At 59.0% G+C, this 22987-nt stretch carries 19 protein-coding genes; 14 read left to right on the top strand and 5 right to left on the bottom strand.

Going from position 1 to position 22987, the window contains the following annotated elements:
• The first annotated feature begins 132 nt into the window (after nucleotides 1-132).
• The 3 genes from pilM (at nucleotide 133) to LOC68_RS11920 (ending at nucleotide 6385) form a co-directional block, all read left to right on the top strand.
• The gene (gene pilM, locus LOC68_RS11930; RefSeq protein WP_230218782.1) at nucleotides 133-2460 is read left to right on the top strand and encodes a pilus assembly protein PilM; all 2328 of its coding nucleotides are present in this window, start codon (nucleotides 133-135) and stop codon (nucleotides 2458-2460) included.
• 3 nt (nucleotides 2461-2463) lie between these two features.
• Nucleotides 2464-4071 (top strand): hypothetical protein, encoded by a 1608-nt coding sequence (locus LOC68_RS11925; RefSeq protein ID WP_230218774.1) that lies wholly within the window; start codon nucleotides 2464-2466, stop codon nucleotides 4069-4071.
• Nucleotides 4072-4156: 85 nt separating this feature from the next.
• On the top strand, nucleotides 4157-6385 hold the full coding sequence (locus tag LOC68_RS11920) for a hypothetical protein (protein WP_230218767.1): 2229 nt from the start codon (nucleotides 4157-4159) through the stop codon (nucleotides 6383-6385).
• Nucleotides 6386-6626: 241 nt separating this feature from the next.
• On the opposite strand, the gene LOC68_RS11915 is transcribed toward LOC68_RS11920, so the two are convergent.
• Nucleotides 6627-7604, bottom strand: coding sequence for a DUF1559 domain-containing protein (locus LOC68_RS11915; protein WP_230218766.1), 978 nt, complete (start codon nucleotides 7602-7604; stop codon nucleotides 6627-6629).
• A 357-nt stretch (nucleotides 7605-7961) separates the two neighbouring features.
• On the opposite strand from LOC68_RS11915, the gene LOC68_RS11910 reads away from it, so the two are divergent.
• The 9 genes from LOC68_RS11910 (at nucleotide 7962) to LOC68_RS11870 (ending at nucleotide 16445) form a co-directional block, all read left to right on the top strand.
• Nucleotides 7962-8234: a hypothetical protein gene (locus LOC68_RS11910; protein WP_230218762.1), complete on the top strand. Its 273-nt coding sequence runs from the start codon at nucleotides 7962-7964 to the stop codon at nucleotides 8232-8234.
• Nucleotides 8235-8264: 30 nt separating this feature from the next.
• On the top strand, nucleotides 8265-8819 hold the full coding sequence (gene pth, locus LOC68_RS11905) for an aminoacyl-tRNA hydrolase (RefSeq protein WP_230218760.1): 555 nt from the start codon (nucleotides 8265-8267) through the stop codon (nucleotides 8817-8819).
• A 48-nt stretch (nucleotides 8820-8867) separates the two neighbouring features.
• Nucleotides 8868-9269, top strand: coding sequence for a 30S ribosomal protein S6 (rpsF, locus tag LOC68_RS11900; RefSeq protein ID WP_230218753.1), 402 nt, complete (start codon nucleotides 8868-8870; stop codon nucleotides 9267-9269).
• A gap of 119 nt (nucleotides 9270-9388) precedes the next feature.
• Nucleotides 9389-9892 (top strand): single-stranded DNA-binding protein, encoded by a 504-nt coding sequence (ssb, locus tag LOC68_RS11895; protein WP_230218752.1) that lies wholly within the window; start codon nucleotides 9389-9391, stop codon nucleotides 9890-9892.
• An 85-nt stretch (nucleotides 9893-9977) separates the two neighbouring features.
• A complete protein-coding gene (rplI, locus tag LOC68_RS11890) occupies nucleotides 9978-10508 on the top strand; it encodes a 50S ribosomal protein L9 (protein ID WP_230218747.1) in 531 nt (176 codons plus the stop codon).
• Nucleotides 10509-10766: 258 nt separating this feature from the next.
• Complete coding sequence (gene dnaB / locus LOC68_RS11885; RefSeq protein ID WP_230218745.1) at nucleotides 10767-12200, top strand: replicative DNA helicase; 1434 nt, start codon at nucleotides 10767-10769, stop codon at nucleotides 12198-12200.
• Between the two features lie 39 nt (nucleotides 12201-12239).
• The gene (locus LOC68_RS11880; protein ID WP_230218743.1) at nucleotides 12240-12956 is read left to right on the top strand and encodes an arginyltransferase; all 717 of its coding nucleotides are present in this window, start codon (nucleotides 12240-12242) and stop codon (nucleotides 12954-12956) included.
• Nucleotides 12957-13279: 323 nt separating this feature from the next.
• Entirely contained in the window at nucleotides 13280-14734 is a 1455-nt protein-coding gene (locus LOC68_RS11875; RefSeq protein ID WP_230218741.1) for a BamA/OMP85 family outer membrane protein, read from the top strand.
• 58 nt (nucleotides 14735-14792) lie between these two features.
• Nucleotides 14793-16445 carry a BamA/OMP85 family outer membrane protein gene (locus tag LOC68_RS11870; protein WP_230218739.1) on the top strand — a complete coding sequence of 551 codons (1653 nt, stop codon included), beginning with the start codon at nucleotides 14793-14795 and terminating at the stop codon, nucleotides 16443-16445.
• Between the two features lie 18 nt (nucleotides 16446-16463).
• On the opposite strand, the gene LOC68_RS11865 is transcribed toward LOC68_RS11870, so the two are convergent.
• The 4 genes from LOC68_RS11865 to LOC68_RS11850 all read right to left on the bottom strand — a co-directional run bounded on the left by LOC68_RS11865 (nucleotide 16464) and on the right by LOC68_RS11850 (nucleotide 20365).
• The gene (locus LOC68_RS11865) at nucleotides 16464-16724 is read right to left on the bottom strand and encodes a hypothetical protein (protein ID WP_230218732.1); all 261 of its coding nucleotides are present in this window, start codon (nucleotides 16722-16724) and stop codon (nucleotides 16464-16466) included.
• 160 nt (nucleotides 16725-16884) lie between these two features.
• A complete protein-coding gene (locus LOC68_RS11860; protein ID WP_230218730.1) occupies nucleotides 16885-17751 on the bottom strand; it encodes an NADP-dependent methylenetetrahydromethanopterin/methylenetetrahydrofolate dehydrogenase in 867 nt (288 codons plus the stop codon).
• Between the two features lie 90 nt (nucleotides 17752-17841).
• Entirely contained in the window at nucleotides 17842-18339 is a 498-nt protein-coding gene (gene fae / locus LOC68_RS11855) for a formaldehyde-activating enzyme (RefSeq protein WP_230218729.1), read from the bottom strand.
• A 289-nt stretch (nucleotides 18340-18628) separates the two neighbouring features.
• A complete protein-coding gene (locus tag LOC68_RS11850) occupies nucleotides 18629-20365 on the bottom strand; it encodes a pilus assembly protein TadG-related protein (protein ID WP_230218728.1) in 1737 nt (578 codons plus the stop codon).
• A gap of 285 nt (nucleotides 20366-20650) precedes the next feature.
• On the opposite strand from LOC68_RS11850, the gene LOC68_RS11845 reads away from it, so the two are divergent.
• Complete coding sequence (locus LOC68_RS11845) at nucleotides 20651-21763, top strand: ATP-grasp domain-containing protein (RefSeq protein ID WP_230218727.1); 1113 nt, start codon at nucleotides 20651-20653, stop codon at nucleotides 21761-21763.
• 141 nt (nucleotides 21764-21904) lie between these two features.
• Nucleotides 21905-22975: a DUF1559 domain-containing protein gene (locus LOC68_RS11840; RefSeq protein ID WP_230218726.1), complete on the top strand. Its 1071-nt coding sequence runs from the start codon at nucleotides 21905-21907 to the stop codon at nucleotides 22973-22975.
• Nucleotides 22976-22987: the final 12 nt, after the last annotated feature.

Below are 22987 nucleotides of genomic sequence, written 5' to 3'. Positions count from 1 at the left end.
TTCGTTCTAATATCCTTTTCGTGATCAGCACGTGGCGGCTGGCTTTTCTGTAGTACAGGGGAAATCCCTGTTCGACTTCGCTATATTACCGCTCAGTTTCTGCGCACATTTCGAGTGAATTGAGGACCCAACATGGCTGCTGGGAAAGGCGTTTGGAGCATTGACATCGGGCATGCCGCGATCAAAGCGTTGCGATGCACGGTGCATGATGATGGTTTCTGGCTTGTCGCCGACGCCTTCGATTACATCGAATATCCGAAGCTGTTGACGCTTCCGGACGCGAACCCCGAACAAATGATTCGGGATGCGCTGAAGGAATTTCTGTCCCGTAACGAGCTGAAGAACGACAAGGTCGCGATCTCGGTTCCGGGGCAAGCCGGTCTGGCCCGTTTCTTCAAGGCGCCGCCGGTAGAAGCTAAACGCATCCCTGACATCGTTAAATACGAAGCGAAGCAACAGATCCCGTTCCCGCTGGACGAAGTGGTGTGGGACTACCAGCCGATGCCGGGCGCCCATGTCGAAGAAGGGATCTCGCTGGAGACCGAAATCGGCATCTTCGCGATGAAGCGGGATCAGGTCTTCCGCTCGCTGCAGCCGTTTTTGGACGCGGGGATCGACGTCGACTTCGTGCAACTGTCGCCGGTCGCGCTTTACAACTTCGTCGCGCATGACCTGCTGACGGTGAACCCGACCAAAGAAGAATATGATCCGGCCAATCAGCCCGAGTCGTACGTGATCCTCTCGATGGGGACCGAAACGACCGACTTGGTGATCACCAACGGTTTCCGCGTCTGGCAACGTAGCTTGCCGATCGGCGGTAACCACTTTACGAAACAGCTGACCAAAGACCTGAAGCTGACCTTCGCCAAGGCGGAACACCTGAAGCGTCACGCTCGCGAAGCGGACGACGCCAAGTTGATCTTCCAGTCGATGCGGCCGAAGTTCAATGAACTGGTCACCGACATCCAGCGTTCGATCGGCTTCTTCCAGACCCTTGACCGTAAGGCGAAGATCTCGCGGATCGTGCCGGTCGGCAACGCGATGAAGCTGCCGGGCCTGGTTTCGTACCTCTCGAAAAACCTCGGCTACGAAGCGGTCGAAATCGACGGCTTCCAAAAGCTCTCCGGTTCAGAGGTCACCTCGTCCGCCGCGTTCCGCGACAACATCATGTCGTTTGCGACCTGCTACGGCATGTGTCTGCAAGGGCTGCGGAAGTCGTGCTTGCAGACGAACCTGCTGCCGCAGGAAATCTTGATCGACCGACTGATCCGCGAAAAGAAGCCGTGGGCCGTCGCTGCCGTCGCCGCGCTGCTGTTGGCCTGCACGGTTAACTTCTTCTTCCACTGGAAGGCCTGGAACACGGCCGACCCGGAGAAGTTTGCCGGTGCGATGCGCCAAGTCGAAAGCGTTGTTCAGATCAGCGGTTCGCACAAGTCGGCCGACGATCAAGCGATGACCGACGCCGAAAACCTGAAGGCGATCGGCAACTACGTCGTCGGTAATGAAGAAAACCGCCGACTCTGGCCGGAACTGTTGCGAGCGGTCACCGCTTCGCTGCCGACCTACGAAGGCAAACCGGAAGATATCTGGAAGATGCCGATCGAAGAGCGGCCGTTCCTGTACATCGATAGCGTTGAATCGAAGTATTACCCCGACGTCAGCGTCTGGTACTCCGACTCTCTCCGCGAACGTTACCGCCAGACGGTCGACAACAGCAAACGCTTGGAAGAAGCGGCCGAAGAAGGTTTGACGGCGGAAGACCTTGACGAAAAAGGGGTCGCGCCGACCGGAGATGGAGCCGATCCTGCCGCCGCCAATCCGATGGGCTCGGCCGCTGGCGCCGCCGCTGCTGCACCGGAAGAAGAAATGACTCCGGCCGAAGGAGAAGAGGCGATGGAAATGGTCGGTGAAGACGGCGAAGTCGTCGACGAACTGGCCGGTCCGACCGAAAGCGGCTGGGTGATTCAGCTCAAAGGAAAGCACTACCACAACAGCACCAAGGCCCGTCAGAACTCGGGTCCGCAATATGTGCGTAATACGCTGATCCACCAACTCGACACCGGCATGATCGCGCTCGATGACGGCAGCGGTCAGATGATCGAAGTCTCGATGAAAGAATTGGGGATTTCGCACCCGGTGATCGTGCTCGACTCGGTGCCGAAAACGGTCCAGGTCGACAACCCTGACTTCGATCCGGCGACCATGGGCGTGGGCGGCGAAACGGGGATGATTCCCAGCATGGGACCGATGAGCGGGATGGGGCCCATGGGACCTATGAATCCGATGGGAACGGAAGTTGAAATCGTTCCGGCCAAGATCCCCGTCAAAGTCTATGAGTTCACGGTGCAGTTCTGCTGGCAGGAAACGCCGGTGAGCAAGCGAATCGAAAACAAGAAACTTGAAGCCGAAGCCGCAGCGGAAGCAGCCGCCGCGGCAGCATCAGCAGAGGAGGGCTTTTAGACCATGGATAAGATGCGCGTCTTTCTCGCCGCGATGAAGAAGTACGGCTTCTGGGTTTTGACCGGGGTCGTGTTGTGTGCATCGCTGGGCGTTTGGCTCTATGCGTCGATGACGATCGACGCCGATCTGGCGAAACAAAAGTCGGAGATCGAATCGAAGCGAAGCTCGGCGCAGCAGATTGCGTCGACCGAAGAGCACCCGAACGAAAAGTTCGCGGAAGGAATGGAAAAGTGGCTGGCGCGCTATCGCGAAGATATCGCGAAGAGCTGGCAATATCAGTGGGAATCGCAGCAGAAAGAATTGGTCTGGCCGAAGGAATTGAACGCCGGCCGCATCGACTACGCCGCGACGGTCAATTCGGTCCTGCAAAATCGCCCGATTGAAGCGGTGCCGGATGAAGAGCTGGTCAAGGGACGCACCGGTCTGACCACGTCCCTCTGCGAACTCTATCGCGACTACATCAAAGAAGAACTGCCGAAACTCGCCGAAAGCATTGGCGCCGAATGGAACGTGGCCGAAAACGCCGGCGGCGGTTATGCCAGCGGCGGAGGCATGGAAATGGGCGGTTTCGAAGGGGGCGCTATGGCGATGCCGATGGGGGGCATGAATCCTGGCGCCGTCGTCAAGAAGCGTCCCGTCGTCGACTGGGATCCGACCAATCAGCAGATGATTCAGTCCAAGAGCTTCGACTGGTCGAAGCGTCCGAATAATCGTCCCTCGCCGCGTGAAGTGTTGTACGCTCAGGAAGATCTCTGGGTCTTGGAAAACCTGATGCGCATCATCAAAGCGGTCAACGGCGACACGACCGAGCATCACCTCGCCGCGATCAAACGGATCGAAGCGATTGAACTCGGCAAAGGCGTCGCCAACCAGCGCATCCAACTCGAACGTCCCCCGATGCTCGCCAGCGCCGGCGAAGACGGCATGGGGATGGATATGATGGGCATGGGTAGCGAAATGGGCATGGAAGGCATGGAGGGGATGGAAGGCATGGAAGGCATGGAGGGCATGGAAGGGATGGAAGGTATGGGGATGGAGAGCCCCTACGGCGACGGTAGCGGCATGGGGGGAGCGATGGCTCCGGTTGACCCGGCTCAGTTCCGCTACGTCGACAAAGACTACAAGAAGATCGACTCCGAAACCCTGAAGACGGCGATGACCACGCCGACGACCGAAGACTACTACCTGGCGGTCGCCAAGCGGTTGCCGGTTCGTATGCGGATCACCATCGACCAGCGCAAGATCGACAAGTTGCTGGTCGAGTGCGGTAACGCCGACCTGATGCTGGAAGTGCGTCAGCTCCGTTTGAACCCGACGGCAGGAGCCGGCGGAGCCTACGGCGGCGGTTACGCCGGTTATGGCGGCGGTTTTGATGCGGGCCCCAGCGGCGGCGGATACGAAACGGAATCGTACGGCGCCGGCATGCCTGGCATGCCGGGCGGCCAGGTGAAGGCTGACAATCGGTACGACGTGCCGATCGAAGTTTACGGCATTGTGTACATCTACAATCCCGTGAACAAAGAGCTGTTGGGCATTACCAACGAAAGCGAATCGGAAGATGGTCTGGGCGCCGACGGCGAAACCGCGATGCGATCGCGGGCGGTTCGTTAGTCTTAGTTGTAACGCGCCCACGCGGCGAGCGAATATTACGGAACATGCGGGAAGCAGCTTCCCATAAAGGTGAGGGAACTACGACATGCAAAAGCTAGATTTGCAAAACGGCGGCATGAAATCGAAGTTGATCTTGCACGTTGAAAAGATCGTCTTCGCCGTCGCGGTGTTGCTGGTCGTGACGTTTATCTACTTCGGCGCTCAGCGTGAAGGGATCACCGTGACGCCGGATCAGGTCAAGCAAGCGGCTGACAGCGCCAACGCGAACATCAACAATTCGGAGTGGACTCCGGTCGAGAAGAAACGCTGGACCGATCCGGTTTACGAACAGCGAGCTGAGCTGGCGCAGAACCCGATCAACATCAGCAATTACGCCGCGATGGCCGAGTTCGGCCCGCCGATGTATCAGTCGATTCAAAAGCGAACCGACCCCAAGATCCTGACGCTCGAAAAGCTGGAGGCGATGGCCGGCGCCGCTCCGTTCGTCTATGACGACAAACGGATGAACGCATTATCTGGCGGTCCCGGCGGTCCTGCCATGATGGAAAGCGGCGGCTATGGCGCCCCTTACGGCGGCGGCATGATGGAGGGAGGCTACGGTCCCGCCGGTTATGGCGGCCCGGGCGGACCCCAACAGAAAGATATGCCTCCGGTAATGTCTCCGGAGCAGCAGAAGCGATTCGGCCCCGCTCGCGCGACCGCTGGAACGCGGATCGAATGGAAAAACTTTGTGGTGCTGACCGCATTGATCCCGCTCGAAAAGCAATGGGATGAATTCGATGCGGCTCTGTTGGACGCCGCCGGCTACGATCCGCAGCGCGACGTGCCGAAATACATCGGTTTCGGCGTCCGTCGTCGCGAGATGCTGCCGGACGGCACTTGGAGCCAATACAAAGACCTCGTCCCGCAGATGGCGTTCGCCGATGCGATGAAATGGGCCTTCCGACCGGAAGAAGTGGTTCCCCCGGAATACACGCATCCGCTCCTCACCTTCCCGATCGCCCCGATGCTGTTGGTCGATCCGGCCGACTACGCTCGGCATTCGGAAGTGCCGAAGTGGACTCCGGCGATGATGCAGGGCGGAATGCTCGGCGAAGGTTATCCCGGCATGGGCGGCTATCCCAGCGGAATGACTTCGCCGGACGGAGCGCCTGAGCAGAAGCTGCCGGAGTTTAACGCTGACTCGAACTTCTTCCCCGGATTTGGCGGCACGCAAGGTAGCGGAATGCCAGGCATGCCGGGAATGGCCGGCGAAGGGGGCAGTTACCCGGGCATGATGGGCGGTTACCCCGGTATGGAAGGTTACGGCGGTCCCGGCGGAAGCGGCATGATGACCGGTGGTCGTCCAGGCCGCGGCGGTCGCGGCGCCATGGCCGGCGGAATGCCTGGCGGCGGAATGATGTACGAAGGGGGTATGAGCAGCGGTGGCGGCATGAGCGGCGCCGGCTACTCGAAAGAGAAGATGTTCCGTTTCTACGACACCACCGTGAAGCCGAACACCCAGTACCAGTACCAAGTCAACCTCTGGCTCGAAGATCCGAATAACCCGGCGATCCCGATGGGAGCGGCTCAAGGGGGCCAGCCTGGCATGTCGGGCGGACCCGGTTTGGCTCCGGCCGCGATGACCTTGAGTCGCGAAACGCTAGAACGCGTCGCGCTGAAGAAGGCCGAAGCGGGCAAAGATCCGGTCAAGTTGAGCAAAGCTTCGCGTCTCGAAACCGAGTACTCGGCCCCGAGCCCGGTTGTGAAGACGATCATCGATTCGTCGGTGATCGCCGGCAGCGTGGCCGCTGGTCGTGACACTCGCTCGCAAAGCAATCAACTGATGGCGACTCGCGAGTCGAAGGCGACCGTGCTGGGCGTGACCTGGGACGAAGCCGAAGGAACCTTGGCCTCGAAGAAGATCACGCTCGAACGAGGCGACTCGGTCAACGACGAGGACGACATGTGGGTGCTGAATCCCGGCACGCTGATGTTTGACAAGAAGGAAGACTACCAAATGAATACCAATGCGGTGGTGCTCGATATCCGAGGGGGCGACGGGCTGCCTGGTCGATATCGTGATCCCGCCGTCAACGAAGGTTTGGTGAGCCCCGGCGAAATCCTGGTGATGGATTCCAAGGGGAACATCAAGATTCATAAGGAGTTGAAGGATCGAACCGACTTCTCGCTGTTCGACTTCACTCCGCCGGAAGTCAAGAAAACGTCGTCGTCCGGCACTGACGATCCGTACGGTTACGGCGCCGAGTCTCCCGAAATGATGGAGGGAGGTCCCGGAGGGGGCCGAAGACGTGGTGGGCGTATGCGTGAGTAACGCCGAGTCCAGTCAAGCAAAGTTCAATGCGATTCGGAGCGTCGTCCATTTTGGACGGCGCTCTTTTTTTGCGCGCGTGTGAGAATGAAATCGTAGCCCGAGGCGCGAGCCGAGGGAAAGAGCTTGGATTCGCAGAGAAACGCCGACCGGAGATTCGCACGCGGAGCCGAAGGCGTTCCTGAACGTCGCTTCCCACCGAATTCCCTCGGCTCGCGCCTCGGGCTAGTTTTTGGCGTTCGATTTAGTCGAGCGTAACCGGGTTGCCGTCGCTGCGGTTGCCGAGATTGGAGAAGACGGTCAGATCGACCGTGAAAGGAATGAAGCGGACGCTGCCGTCCAGCAAGAGGGAAGTGAAGCCGCCGGGATGGGACGAGCCGAAGCGTTGTTGGCCGTCGGTGTTGATTTTGTCCGGCTGCGGATCGAGCGTCGTCGAGCGGACGGTGTCGAAGGTGAGAGACGAACTGGCACCGTCCCAGCCAGAAACATAGCCGGCGCTGTCTCCTTGCTCGCGGTCGGTCAAGCTATCGATGATCGAGCGATTGACCTTCTTTTCCGCCGCAACCAGCGTGTTGGAAGTGCCGTCAGTCGCGTCCGCCATTCGCAGTAGCGACTTCTTGATGCTGGGGGTCAGCGACGAAGAGCAAGTGAATGTGCCTGACCAGTTGCGTGCGAGGACGCCGGTTCCATTGGCGTTGGAGGCGGCGTAATCGATCTGACCATGCTTTTGTTTGGCGAACGATCGCGGCAAGTAGGCGCCAGTGGCGTCAACGCGGCAAAACCAGTCGTTTGTTTCCCCTTTGGCGTAGGCGGAACGTCGTGATGGGCAATAATAGCCCGGAATGACCCCGGCGATGGCGTTGGAAGACTGCTCCAGAGTGGTCGTCCCCCCTGCCCCTTCGTGAATCGCCTGCTGTTCGAGATAAGGAAGGATCTGAAACGCCCAGCCGGCTGCCTGGCGCTCTCCCGCCTCCGGTCGACCGCTGGTAAAGGTCGGATGGACGTTGGCGGTATAGCCGCCGGTCGGGAGAAAGCGAAACGTATCGTGGTGATTGTGCCAGCCGAGGCCGATTTGCTTCAGCTGATTGGTGCACTGCATCCGGCGAGCCGCTTCGCGTGCCATCTGGACGGCGGGGAGGAGAAGCGCAATCAGGATCGCAATGATCGCGATCACGACCAAAAGCTCGACCAGCGTAAAGCCTGCTCGGCCGCGTGCGGTCACAAATTCCCCTCAATATGGTGCATTGATACGGCGTTAATTATCTAGCCTATCCACGCTTGCCGTCTCTGGCAAATGACGAGCGACGCAGGGGTAAAGTTTTATAAAAAGAAGGGGGAAATCGGCTTGGCCGGCCCTATCGCCAGACTGCGTAAACACTTAGCTGCTGCTGCGGAGAAAATGAAAACCGATTGCGTTTTCCCACCCCAGCCGCTTGTTTGGGCTTGTAAACCCCAAAACATCTGGCAAAATAACGTGTTTCCGATTCTCCCAAGAGTCGCAAGAGAAGCTCCTGACTCCGCCGAAGCTGTAAAATGCGGCGGAATATCCATAGAAGACAATCGAGTTTCGAGGGTTCCGATGGCCGAAGTGCTGAACGTTAAAAAGCGTGAGCTGACGGGCAAGCTTAACAACCGTCGCCTGCGTAACGCTGGCAAAATCCCGGCTGTGCTGTACGGCAACGGGCAAGAGTCGATTTCGCTGGAAGTTTGTGCCGAAGAGTTCGCCGCGGTTGTTCGCCACAAGGCGAAGAACATCGAGCTGGCTGGCGACATTACCGGCAACGTGGTGATGCGCGACATCCAGTGGGACACCTACGGCCTCGAAGTCCAACACATCGACTTTTACCGCTAAGCTGGCTGAAAAGCCAAGTCTGGGCGTGGCATGAAATTGGTAGTGGGGCTGGGAAATCCCGGGCCCAAATACGAAAAAACAAGGCACAACGTCGGATTTGAGGCGCTCGATCGGATCGCCGCCAATTCCGGAGTAACGCCAAAAGCCAAGTTCAACGGCAACGTGATCGAACTTGGCGTGGGGGGAGAGAAGACGATTCTTCTTTATCCTCACACCTTTATGAACAACAGCGGGACAAGCGTCCGGGCCGCCTTGGATTTTTTCAAAGTGCCCTGCGAGTCGGTGCTGGTCGTTTGCGATGACTTCAATTTGCCGATCGGCACGCTGAGGTTTCGCAGCGGAGGCTCCTCGGGCGGCCAGAAAGGGCTGTCGGACATCCTTCGCAAATTGGGGACGGACGAAGTTCCCCGGTTACGAATCGGAATTGGGCCGTTGCCCCAAGGACGGGACGTATCCAGTTTCGTCCTGGGGAAGTTTGCTCCCCAAGAGCGGGCCGAGATCGACTTTACGTTAGACCGCGCGACGCGGGCCATAGCGGATTGGATCGCTCACGACCTCAAGTACTGCATGAACCAATACAACTAACGCCGACTTCGGTTAGCAACAACTCAAATCACGTTTAGGAGATCGACATTGGCGGCCAACGTTTATGAAGGGCTGTTTATCCTGGATTCCAACCGATACGCTCGCGATCCGGGCGGCGTCGCTGGTCAGATTCAGGAATACGTCGAAAAGCTCGGCGGCGAACTCTTGGTGAGCCGCATGTGGGTCGAACAACGCCTGGCTTACCCGATCAACGGGCACCGCAAAGGGACCTACTGGTTGACCTACTTCAGCCTGGAAAGCACCAAGCTGACCGAACTGACCTACCAGTGCAACATCAACGATAACTTCGTCCGCTTCATGTTCGTGAAGCACGATCCGCGAATTATCGACATGTTGATCGCCCACGCGACCGGCGCGGTGGAAGCTGCTCCGAGCGACGAAGATTCGACCGCCGACGAAGAAGAAGCGGCCACGGCCGACATCGACTAAGTCGCAATTTTGCGGGACGGCAAGTCGCACGAGGCGCGCCGATTTGGTAGGCTGTTGGTTAACAAGCGTTCACTACTTAGGTGACGCTGGAACCGACAAAGCACAGTGGAGATCGACACATGGCGAGTTTTAACCGGGTGATTCTGGTCGGCAACCTGACCCGCGACGTCGAAGTCCGCTATATCCAAAGCGGTTCGGCGGTCGCCGAGATCGGGCTGGCTGTGAACGATCGCCGCAAGACCGCCTCGGGCGAATGGGTCGACGAAACGACTTTCGTCGACGTGACGCTCTGGGGCCGGACGGCGGAGATCGCCAGCGAATACCTGAGCAAAGGCTCGCCGGTGTTGGTCGAAGGTCGCTTGAAGCTCGATACCTGGGAAACCGACGGACAGAAGCGATCGAAGCTTCGCGTCGTCGGCGAAAAGATGCAGATGCTCAGCGCTCGCGGCCCTGGTCAAGGAGGCCCGTCCAGCGGTGGTGGCGGCGGTCAACGTCGTCAACCGCAATCGGCGCCCAATCGTGGCGGCGGTAACAAAGGTGGCGGCGACGATTTTGGCGGCGGCTACGGCGGCGGCGACGACTACGATTCGTTCGGCGGTTCGTCGGACGACATCCCGTTCTAATCCAAACAAACAACCTTACATTATCCGAACAGACGCCCCGAACGCAGTTCGCTGGGCAGAGTGAAACGCAAGAGGAATTTCGATCATGGCGAGCATTCGTGCCGAAAAGCATAGTGAACGTGTTTGGAAGCGTCTCCCCAAAGGGAAGCACGGCGGTATCGAATTGCTGCTGATCCAATCGGTTGATCACCTGGGCAAGCAAGGGGACGTCGTTGAAGTCCGTCCGGGCTACGCCAACAACTACCTGATCCCGCAAGGTCTGGCCACGATCGCCACCCCGCACCACAAGCGGATGGTCGAAAAGCACCGCGCTAAGCTGCTCGAAATCGAAAAGTCGCGATTGGCCGGTCTCCGCGCGATCGCCGACCTGCTCAACCGCCAGAGCGTCACGATCGAAGCCAACGCCAACGACGAAGGCCACCTCTACGGCAGCGTTGGTCCGGCCGACATCGTCTCGGCTTTGAAGGAACAGAACTTCACGATCACCGCCGATCAGGTTCGCCTGGAAGGTCCGCTGAAGGAACTCGGTCTCTACACGGTCAAGATTCACCTGCACGCCGAAATCGAATCGGAACTCAAAGTGTGGGTTGTTCCGACCGTCACCGGCGACGAATAATTGCATCGCAGGGGCGATTGTCCGCGATCCGTCGATCCGCAAAAGCGATTCTCAAGAGCCGTCCCCAACAGGACGGCTCTTTTTTTCGACAGGTTATTCACGCCGCGATTTTCGCCGCGGCGCGTTGCGGCGGTTCGACTTACGGCGCGACTTTGCGGCTTGAGGTCGCCGCTCGATTGCCGCCCAACATCGCCCAAGTATGATTGATCCCGCGGCGAATGGCCGCGCCGGATCGACCGCTAATCAGGGAAGGTGCTCATGAAGACGAAATTCAAACGCGTCGATAAGGCGGACCGCGAACAGCAGCCGACGAGCGAGATCTTCGATCGGCAGCCGCCGTGCAATCTGGAAGCGGAAATGGGGGTGCTCGGCAGCATCTTCCTGCTCCCTGACTGCGCCGACGAAGTGGTGATGATCGTCCGGCCTGACGACTTCTACGACGAGGCGAACAAGAAGCTGTACGAACATATGGTTCGTCTGCACGACAGCGGTCGCAAGGTCGACCTGACGCTGTTGGCCGAGCAGCTGAAAGCGGACGGCGACTTCGAGTTCATCGGAGGCGCCGCCTATCTGGCCCGCGTGCTGAACAGCGTTCCGAACGCCGCCCACGCCGAGCACTATGCCCAGATCGTCGCCGCCAAAGCGATCAATCGCAATCTGATCGGCGCCGCGACCGACATCCTCCGCGACGCCTACGAGGAAAACGACAAGTCGGACCGCCTGGTGAGCCGGGCGGAAGAAAAGATTTTCGCGATTACGGACACCCGTAGTTCGAACTCGATGTCGAGCATGAGCGACATCGTCACCGCGTCGATGGAACGTATCGACGCGCGTCTTCGCGGCGAACATCTGGAAGACGGCGTTGCGACCGGCTACACCGATTTGGACGGCATGACCGGCGGCTTCCATGGTTCAGAGCTTTTGATTCTCGCGGCTCGTCCGTCGATGGGTAAAACGGCGTTCGCGATGAACATCGCCGAAAACGTCGCCGTCCACGACAAGACGCCGGTGCTGTTCATCAGCCTCGAAATGGGGGCGATCGAACTTTGCGATCGTTTGCTCTGCTCGGTCGCCAAGGTGAACGGTCACCGCCTGCGTAACGGAACGATCTCGGCCGACGACCGTCGCCGCCTGGTCGAGAAGTCGGCCCTGGTCGCCGAATCGCCCCTATTCGTCGACGACTCCCCCTCGCGTACGGTTTCGCAGATCGCGGCCGGCGCCCGACGCATCAAGCGTCGTCATGGTCGTCTGGGGATGATCGTGATCGACTACTTGCAGCTGATCGAGCCCGATAACTCCAATGACCCCCGTCAGGAACAAGTGGCGAAGATCGCCCGCCGTTTGAAGGGGATGGCGCGTGAAATGGACGTGCCGATCTTGTGTCTGGCCCAGCTGAACCGCCAGGCGGAAGCTTCGAAGGACAACCGACCGAAGCTCAGCCACCTCCGCGAATCGGGCGCTATCGAACAAGACGCCGACGTTGTGATGTTCGTACACCGTGAAGAGTACTATCATCATGGAGAGGAGCGCGATCAGTTCGCCGGTAAGGCCGAGATCATTATCGCCAAACAGCGTAACGGTCCGGTCGGCGAAGTTCAGCTGACTTGGCTCCGCGACTTTACCCGCTTTGAAAACGCGTTCGAGCGCGAGCCGGACGACTTCTCAGCCTTTAACGGCGGGGGCGAGTTTTAAAGCGGACTGCATCGGCAAAGGCGAACGAAGAGCGCCGGCATGGATCAGATCCTCGGATTCAAGGTTTGGGACCACGAAGAAAAGTGTCCCTATTTGGCGGGACGCCGCGCACGGCTTCCCCTCTATTATCCCTTGTCCGCGATGTCTGGCGCTGATGTCGATCTCGCCCTCTCGCAAGGTGCGCGTCGTGCCGGCATCTATCTCTATCATGTCTGCTGCCGCGCCTGTCGGGCATGCGAACCAATTCGGTTGGACGTGAAGAAGTTTGAGCCGCGTCGGCGGCATCGTCGCGTGCTAGCAAAAGGGGACGCCGTACTGAGGACGGTCGTCGGCGCTCCGATCGCGGATGAGGAGCATGCGCGGATCTACAACCTGCACAAAGAAGGACGCGGTCTTTCTGACGACGGTCAGGCGGCGATTAACGCTCATCAGTACGGCGAGTTCCTGGTCGAGTCGTGTTGCGAGACGGTTGAGTTCGGCTACTACCTGGAAGAGCGACTCGTGGCGGCGGCGACCGCCGATTTAGGGGATGACTCGCTATCAGCTGTCTATTGCTGCTATGACCCGAACGAGAGCGATTTGTCGCTGGGAACTTACTCGGTTCTCAAACAGTGGGAATTCTGTCGCGAGACCGACCGACGCTATCTGTACCTCGGCTTCTACATCGCCGAGTCGCCCCACATGAGCTACAAAGCGTCGTTTTTGCCCCACCAGCGGCGGATTGCTGGGGTCTGGACCGAGTTCGCCAGCAGCTAGCACCTGGCGGCGTAAATCGATCTGAACCGATTTGCCAGACCTCGCGTAACGTATCGCGTTGCTGACAGTTGCGCAAACAAGGCCGAATCCGTCTTGCCGTAGCGTCGCTCATTCAGTATCTCTACCCAACCGCTTACATAGGCTAGTCGCCTATCGCCGCGCACGGATCGCGCGACGGGCCAGAATTCAAGGACGATATTGTGCTAAATTGCCGCCAAATAGCTGCGTTCGCACTCGGTTTCGGGTGCGGTCTTTCGCTCCTCGTTGCGAGTAGCGAAACCAGTCTCGCCCAAGGTTTTGATCCTGCGAACATCGATCCGGCGATGTTGACGCCGGTCCCGGCCGAACCGGGCGCGATTCCAACGCGACCGCAGATCGTCGATTTGCGGATCACCGGCAACAACCACACGCAAGAAGCGAAGATTCGCTCGATGATTCGTTCGCGAGCCGATCGCGAGTTCGATCCGGAAATGATTCAGTCCGACGTACGCAAGTTGGCCGAGTCCGGGCTTTTCAAAGACGTCAAGATTCTGACGCAACAGTCGGCGCAAGGGGTCGTCGTCACTTTCCAAGTGTTCGAACGTCCCTCGATCCAATACGTGAAATTCATCGGCAACGAGTCGGCGACCGACAAAGCGCTGCTGAAAAAATCGGGACTGGAAGTTGGCGGCGCGCTCAATCGCTTTGTTGTCGAAGACGCGCGACGACGCGTGGAAGAATATTACCGCACGCGCGGTCATGGGATGGCTTCGGTGACGATCGTCGAAGGGTTGGACGCCGACGCCAACGGCGTCGCGTTCATGGTTCATGAAGGACCGCTGGCGCGAGTCCTTTCGACCAGCTTCGTCGGCAACTCGATTTCGTCCGATGGTCGTCTGAAGACCCAGGTCAAATCGAAGCCCGGTTTCCTCTGGTACGTGCGCGGCAAAGTCGACATGGATCAGGTCGAAGCGGACGTCGAAGCGTTGACGTCTTACTATCGCGGTCTCGGTTACTTCCAAGCCCAGGTCAATCGGATCATGGAGTACACCGAGTCGGGGTTGTGGGTGAACATCACCTTCGTCGTCGACGAAGGGATGCGCTATGAAGTCCGCAACGTCGCCTTCGTGGGACAAACCAAATTCAACGAAGAGCAACTCGCCACGCAAGTGAAGCTGACCGAGGGGCAGTTCTTCGATCAGAAGAAGATGAACTCCGACCTCGCGGCCCTGACCGACTTGTACGGAGCCCAAGGTTACATTCACGCTGACGTACAGGCCGAACCTCGCTTCCTGGAAGAGCCGGGCCAGATTGACCTGGTCTACGACATTCGGGAAGGGGAGCAGTATCGCGTCGGTCGCATCGACGTGAAGATCGACGGCGAATATCCGCATACGCAACGCGACGTCGTGCTGAACCGCCTGGACCTGGTTCCGGGCGACATCATCGACATTCGCAAGATTCGCGACAGCGAACGACGACTGGTCTCGTCGCAGCTGTTCGTCAACGAACCGCATCGCGGAATCAAACCGACGATTCAGGTGAAACCGCCGGAAGTCAGCGACATCGCCGACAAACGGGGTGACGCTTCCGATCCGACTTATCGAGGACAAAGTCCTGAAGCTGCGACGCCGCCTGCGTACTATGGCCAACCGGTTCAGTACCAGCAGCCGACGTACAACCAACAGCCGAGTCAGTATCAGCAGCCGCAAGTTCCGGCTGTTCAGATGGGAACTCAGGTCGCTCCACCCGACTTCCGTCCGTCTCGGTACTCGGCTCCTGCCGCTGCGCCTTGGTAACCTTGAAGCCTGCGACATTGATATAGGCGACCTCCCCCCGGTCGAGAAGGATTCCTTCGTGAGATATAGCTGGAAACTCACAAGCCTGACGATGCTTACCGCCGTCTTTGCGGCGGTCGGCTGCACCACTCCAGGTGCGCAGGTCGCGGCGATACCGTCAACGTTTTCGACTGGGCCGACTACGGATCAATCGATCGTCGCTGCGGGCAAGCCGCCGATCGTTCGCGCTCAGGACGCCGCTTTGGCGACCGACGATGGCGCCAATCGCCAATCGTCGCCGGGCAATGACAATCAATACCGCAATGGAATGCCCGCTTCGGGCGAGCCGATCAAGCAGGTGCAGTACACCGCTCCGCCGCTGCCGCAAGCTCCGGTCGCCGGTCAAACCACCGCGCCGGCCGCTACCGCCTATCCGCAGTCGACCGTCGTCGGCGGCGCTCCTTACAATCCCAACGCCTACGATCAAGCGGTCTCCAACGGTTACGTTCAACAGCAAACGTTGCCGCCGCCGGCTTCGGTCGCTCCGCTAGGCCGTCCTTTCGGCGGCGCCCCGATCTACAATCCGCCCCTTGGCCCGGATGCGATCGTCGGTCCCGATCCGGTCTACGATCCGAGTCGCCAACCGTTTTTGCCGGGGCGAACGGCCGACATTTTGGTCAACGCGCAAGAAGCTCAAACCGGTCGGTTCCAGTTCGGCGTCGGCGTGAACTCGGACGCGGGCGTGACCGGCTCGATCGTCGTCGACGAACGCAACTTCGACTATGCGGCGGTTCCGACCAGTTGGGATGACGTCTGGAACGGACGGGCGTTCCGCGGGGCAGGGCAGGGGTTCCGCTTGGAAGCTCTTCCCGGTACGCAGGTGCAGCGCTACATGGCGACCTTCACCGAGCCGTATCTGTTCCGCACCAACATCAGCATGAACTTGAGCGCTTACTACTTCGACCGCATTTATCGCGACTGGAATGAAAACCGCGTCGGCGGTCGAGTCGGCCTTGGCTACCGCTTGACGCCGGACTTATCGATCGGCGCCAACCTCCGAATGGAAAACGTCGACATCTCGGATCCCCGTTTGAACACCTCGCCATCGTTGAACGCGGCGCTCGGCAGCCATGACCTGTTCAGCGGCCAGTTGACGATTACGCACGACACGCGCGATCAGCCGTTCGCGCCAACCGAAGGTCACTTGATCGAAATGAGTTTCGAGCAAGCGTTCGGCGATTACAACTTCCCGCGTGCTGAAGTCGACATGCGTCGCTACTTCCTGCTGCGCGAACGTGCGGACGGTTCGGGGCGACATACGCTCGGCTTGTCGGCTCGTGCAGGTTTCTCCGGCTCGAATACGCCGATCTTCGAGAACTACTTTGCGGGCGGTTACTCGACGCTGCGCGGTTTCGACTTCCGCGGCGTCGGTCCGGTCGAAGGGGGCGTTTACACCGGCGGTCCGTTCCGCGTGCTGGGATCGGTCGAATACCTCTTCCCGATTACGGCGGACGACATGTTGAAAGGGGTGATTTTCACCGACGTCGGTACCGTCCAAGAATCGACGAAGCTGGTCTGGGATGAATTCGACGTGGCGCCTGGTTTCGGTCTTCGCATTTCGGTTCCGGCGTTGGGTCAGGCTCCAATCGCGCTCGACTTTGCGTTCCCGGTTAACAAGGCTGACAGCGACCGCACGCAGGTCTTCAGCTTCTTCATTGGTTACGCTCGCTAGTCGTCAGTTGAGAGACGGCTAGTAGGTGCGCCACTCGAAGTATTCTCGATGGTAACCGGTATGCCCGGTCCACGTGTCGCGCGCTGAGCACGCGCCGAAATATCCGTAACTGTAGGCAGGCGTGCTGACCGAGTAGCCGTACCCATGGTAGTAGTGCCCATAGTACGGGGCCGCGTTCGACTTCTGCGGCGTCAGAATCAGGTACGAAGGGGGAGCGGCCTGGCCAATCGCCGCCATAGCGAGGCAAAGCGTCAGGGATGCCAGCAGTGTACGAATCATGGAACGTGGCCTTACAGCAATGAGAATCGTCGCCCCGAGTGCGACTCCTCTCTAGCATCGGCATTTGCGTCCCACTCGGCTGACCGCTGATCCTCCCGTCGCCCCGTTTTTCGACGGTCTGTTAGGGTGGTAACGGTCTTGCCGGTTATGCCGGCGAGGGTTACTCGAGGCCGAGTCCGATCTCGTAGGCCTCCTCCGCATTCAGAACCAGGTCGTTCCGCTCAAAGATCCGGACAAGCGCTTGTTTGTGGATCTTCATTTTGGTTCCACCGACGCCGATCGCGCCGTAGCAGATTCTCCCATCGCGCTCCTTCGCTTTGTCCATCGGATCGACCCCTTCGATGCCGACAGGCGGAGCGGCGTTCAGGTCGATCATGACCTTCAGATCGCTCGCCTGGCTGAGCGTCTGTTGGCTGGCCAGTTGAACGTTCGCCGCGCCGGCTGCGATCACAACCGCCGCCCCATCCAGCGCGGTCGTCAGACTAGCGTCATCACTTACCGCATACGGCACGAACGTTCCCTCGCCAACGTCCTCTTGCAGCGCATCGCAAACGGCAGTCGCCTTGTCGAGTTTTCGTGAAGCGATGCGGACACGCGCTCCTTGTCTCGCCAGCAGACGAGCCGCACGTTGCCCGACAGGTCCGGTTCCGGCGAGAACGAGCGTTTCGGCGCCGGCCAACTCCAGATGGCGTCCAGCAGCGATAACTGCAGCGGCCGCCGTCGTGTTGGCGCCGTTCGGATCAAACAGAATCGAAACTCGCATGGGACCGAAGAAGCTGCCGACCGCCGCTTTGAGCAGGCTTTCGGCCTTCGTCACGTCGCTGCCGCCGATGAAGATCGCCGAGTTCTTCAGCTCCGCTGGGGAACGCGTGAAGATCAGTCCATAGACGAGATCGCGTACCTGCGAAGCGCTGACGGCGCCGTGGCGAAAGAGTTGATCGACGCCGGAGTCGACGGCGACGACGCTGTCAAACGTGCTGATTTGCGGGTCGGGATCGAGCTGCAACAGGATTTTAGCGGTTGGCATGCGAGGAACTCTTGGGGCGAAAAAAAGAAAACCGCCCTGGTGGGGACGGTTTTCGGAAGTTATCGAAAGAGCGAAAGCGCCGTCGGCAGCTTAGAAGCCGCGGAACGGGTGAGCCGCTTTTTCTTTGCCGGCCAGAACTTCGTCGATGGTCGGCTTGGCGGTCATCGCGTTGACGATCGCCTGTTTGGTCGCTTCGTAGTTGTAGTCGAAGATCTTCTTGTCGTCGGCCGCTTCCCAGTGGATGAAGACGCCGCAGACGATGACCAGGTCTTCGCACTGATCCTTCGGGATGACGCCGGCTTCGACCGCATCGGCGACCGCTTTGGCGACGGCGGCTTGAGCCGGACCGAACATCTGGGTCGCTTGCTTGGCGCCCTTGATGGTGACCTTGGTGATCGTGACCGTCGCCGGTTTGACCAGCAGGTTCGGTTCGAGCACGGCGAGCAGGTTCGAGTGACCGGCGGTTTGGGTCGCCAGTGCGCTGGCGAACGCGGCGCCGACGGGACCGGTCTTGGAACCGATCAAGAGATCAATGTGGGCGATTTCGTTGCCATCGCCGGCGAGCGCTTCGCCAATGAACATCGACATGCGTAGTTTCTCCCGAAAGTGAAGATTGGATGGAGCGTCCCGAAGTGGGCGCCGCTTCGAGGAAAGGCGTTGGGGGGCGGCGTCCCTGGCAGCGCATCTTCGCGAAATCAGAGCGCGAAAAGCATCGGGTCGGGGCCATTGCCGTAGAGCAAAACTTATCAAACCCCCACGCGATTGCAACCATGGAAGACTCTCCCCCCTTGATGCGCAAAGAAAAGACCGCCGCGAGGCACAAAGCCGCGCGGCGGTCGGAGCAAGGCAGGACACGAGAAAGGCGGGGCGGTGAACGCTACTTCACCAGTTTCAGGGGACGGGCGCCAGCAACCTGGCGGAAGATTTCGGTGAGGTCTTCGGAATACTCCGCAACGGATTGGCCGCCGGGAACGTTGAAATGGACGCCATCAGTGATCCGGGCGACTTCGTCCATCAGGGCGGTGTCGGCTCCGGCGCCAAGGCTGATCGTGATGATCTTAAAGCCTTGATCTTTACAGAGATACGCTTCGTCGATGACGTACTGTTTCGCAGCGGTGCTGTTCACGCCGCCGTTGACCCAGTTCGCCTGACCGTCCGTCAGCAGGACCATCATCTTGACCGAGCCTTCGCGGCCACGGGCCTGCAATTCCTCACGGCCAGTGGTCATGCCGCCGCCGATGTTGGTGTAGTTGTGGTAGTGGCCTGCTTGTCGTTGACGAGTTTGAGACATGATGAACCCGAGGTTTTCGGTCAACGTCGATTCGAGCAGACCGTTTCCATTCGGAGCGTTGTAAACCGCCAGACCGACCCGGTCGCGTCCATCCCCTTCTTGCATAAAGTGAATGAACAGGTCGACCGAGTTTTTCACCGCAGTGATCGGGTGAGCGCTGGCCTTCCACAGGTCAGGCGTCGCATCGGAGGAGTACCGTTTTTCCAGCAAGTAATTGATCCAGCTCATGTAGCCGAATTTATAGCGGTAGCCGGCGTCGTTATTTTGACCCGTACCGAGGCAGTAGTTGAGGTAGTCGTTCCAGCTTCCTTGCGGATAGGGATAGGCGACGTTATCCAGGGCCAGGGCTTTGCGAATCGTCGCGAGGCGATTGCCGTCAAAGTCAAACGAGTGGACCTGGTCCGAGTTGTCGGCGTTTTTGCCGCTGGTGATCCAGACGTAGCGGATTTCCTGGTTCGGGCTGGCCGTATAGGAAGTGGCGCCGCTGGGATAGTAGTTGTAGGTCGATCCACCGCTGGTTCGCACGGTGACTTTGCTGATCGCTTTGTCCGACGTAACCACCGCCGATGGGCCGCGGTAGGTGACCGAGGTTCGGGCTTGACCGTCCGAAATCGGTGCGGTACCAGTGGCCTTTGCGTATGCCGGATCAAACGTCAGGTTCCCGTAAACCGGGTAGCCGAGATCGGCGTACATCTGCTGCGAGTTGGTGTAGATGTGTTCCAAGCCCAAGCGGCCGATCGATTTGAACTCGCTGTCGTCGTTCATCGAGCCCGAAAGGTCGAGCACCAGCATGATGTCGCGGTTTTGATAGGTGGCGATCGATTCGGCGGTAATATCAAACGAATCGCGTCCCAGCAGATGCCCGAAGAAGAAGGGCATGTTTTGGTAGGTCATCCGGACGCTGACGGTGGTTGGGCCCTCTTCGACTGATTCCACTCGTTGCGTCGACGAATTCCATTGACCCAGCGACAGTTCCAAGCCGTCGCCATATTTAGAGAGGAATAGATCGACGTTGGCGGCGGTGTCCCCGTCCGTAAACTCTTTCCACTGCAGACCGACCGGATTGTGAGTCAGGTACTCGTGCACTTTCGCCGTGGCGACGTCTTCCCCTTCAATCAACGTTCCGGCGCCGGCCAGTGCGGCGGCGTCGACCGAACGCTGCAATTGCGATTGCATGGTGAACATGTAGCCGACGTCGACGCTAAGCGCGATGAACCCCATCATCACGATCATCAACACGGCGGACAGCACGACGATCACACCGCGTCTTAGCGCGGGACGTACTGCGATTGGTTTTTCTCGATCACGGCGACGCGACGACATTTCGACTCTCCTGGTAGTTGGGCAAATGAGCGCAGCTGCCGACCTTTGGGCGCTGACGCGGTTATCATGGACAAATTGGTGGGGAGAGATTTTGCTACGAACCGCCTCGTGCGGAATCGTCGCGATATGGCAGCGTTTGGCCGAAGCCATCCGCATCAATGGGAATCGTGAAAAGTTCAGTCGAAATGGAAATAGTGTGTCCTTGCCCAATGGAAACCATAGCTTGAGATTTTCTTGCGGGTCGGCTCTCAGAAAAAAAATCGCAAAAATCGGTCTGAACCTCCCATGAGTCCCCCTCCCCTCCCCCCGCGAATCGCCGTCGTCGGCTGCAGTTGTCGCGCCGCGGTCGCCTGTTTACGTCGGAGCGGGATCTCGGCCGTCGCCGCCGATCAATTCGCCGACGCCGATCTGCGGCGGATGGCCCCTGCAACGCAGCTAAGTCGTTTTCCCAGCGACATTCCCGTTTGGTTGGCCGACTCCGATGCGACGCATTGGATTTACGTCGGCGGGCTTGAGAATCATCCCGATGTTCTTGCCGCCGCAGCCCAGATTCGCCCGCTGTTGGGCGTCCCCTCCCCTGCTCTGCCGCCGATTCGCGATCCCCTGCTCTTACAGCAAACGCTCCGCTCCGCAGGCTTCCTTTTTCCCGAGACGGTGACCGCGCCGCCGCGTGCGGGACGTTGGCTCATCAAGCCGCGCAGATCGGCCGGCGGCTTGAATATCCGCCGCTTTACGGAGCCTGCGGATAACGAAGAAGTCGTCTATCAGCGTTTTATTCCGGGACGATCGTACGGAGCGGCGTTCGTCGCAATCGACGGTCAGGCCCGGTTTTTAGGGGCGACGCGGCAACTGATCGGGCGAAAATGGGGAGCGCCGCAACCGTTTCAATATGCCGGATCGATTGGGCCGATCCCATTGCCTGATAACGTGCAGGAAACGCTCCAGCGTCTGGCTGAATTCCTGCTCGCATCGACGCAACTGCAAGGACTATTCGGCATCGACTTTGTCCTGCACGCCGATCAGCTCTGGATGCTGGAGATCAATCCGCGGTTTACAGCGGCGATGGAACTGCTGCCGGTCGACTTGATGCGGCTCCATCTATCGGCCTGGCTTCCAGAATGGCGAGGCGAAAACGCAACGCCCGCGTCTTCCGCCGACCAGGTACGCGGAAAGTTGTTTGTTTACGCTCCCAATGACTTCGTTTGGAGCGAAACGCTGGAGCAAGCGATTCGTGACTCGAACCTAGCGATCGCCGACATTCCTATGCCTGGCTCCCCGATGGTCCGGTCCGGGCCGATCCTCACTCTTCTCAGTTCCGGTGAGACGCCAGGCGCCGTCGCTTCGCAGCTACGCCACGGAAGAAGCCAACTTCGCGATCGAGTCGCACTGCTCCGCTGACCAGAATCAGGCTTTGATAAAATTTTGGAAGAAAAAATAAGCACAGAAAAGGATTTTTCTGGATTCATTCGTCCTTTGCGTGATATTCTGTGGGCGTCTAACTCCCTTTGTCATTCTCATCTACTTCTGTAGGGGTGTTTTATGCAGGGTCGCAGATATCGATTTGGCTTTACCTTGGTAGAGCTATTAGTGGTGATCGCCATCATCGGCGTGCTGATCGCATTGTTGCTCCCCGCGGTGCAGCAGGCCCGCGAAGCGGCCCGGCGTTCAAGCTGTACCAATAACATGCGTCAGCTGGGATTAGCCCTTCACAACTTCCACGACACCTACCTCCGCTTTCCGCCCGGCAGTTCGGATGACAAACGCCCGTTCGGCCAGCGCGATACCGGCGGCGGATATGGTCCCTCTTGGCTGGTCTTTCTGTTGCCAGGCGTCGAGCAAAACAATCTGCACGACAAATTCCAATTCAACATGGGGAACTCCGGCTGGGGAAACGTGAACAACGTCGACGCGATGAAGGGCGCCAAGATCGAAACCTACGTTTGCCCTTCGGCCCCGTTTGAAGCGGTCGCCAACAATCCCGGCGCTTTCACTCCTGGAGTGACCGGCGACGTCACTTCGCCAACTTACGTCGGCATCTCTGGTGCAATCAACGGCCTGATCACCGGCTATACCGAATCGCGAACTAACAGCGGCGCTTCCGGCGTCGAAGGTTGCTGTTCCGGCGGGATCGTCAGCGGCGGCGGGATGCTGTTTCCATTTGGCAAACTAACGATGGCGTCGGTTCAAGACGGAACGAGCAACGTCGCGATCGTCGGCGAGCATGGGGACTATATGACCACCAAAGACAACTCGAAGAAGACTTGGCGCGGTGGTCAGCCGCATGGCTTTTTCATTGGCGGACATGGCGACAACAACGATCGCAAGCCGCCGAATTACTTTCCCGGCAGCGACGCTCGCACCTTCAATCAAACGACGGTTCGCTACAAGCTGAATCAAAAGACCGGTTGGGACAACGGCGACGGCACTTGCATGTCGACCGGCGTTTGCAACAACTTCGGCAATAACATCCCGCTCAATAGCGCCCATCCCGGCGGCTTGATGATGTTGTACGTCGACGGTTCGGTTCACTTCACCGCAGAAACGATAACGCTGCAGGAATTAGCGAAGATCGTGACCCGCGATGACGGTCAGGTTCTTGCCGGATCGTAACGACCGAAGGAA

Origin of the sequence: Blastopirellula sediminis (assembly GCF_020966755.1) — a bacterium.
GTDB classification, from domain to species: domain Bacteria; phylum Planctomycetota; class Planctomycetia; order Pirellulales; family Pirellulaceae; genus Blastopirellula; species Blastopirellula sediminis.
Note: the sequence above shows the minus strand (reverse complement) of the source record. Positions and strands in the feature narration are given on the sequence as shown.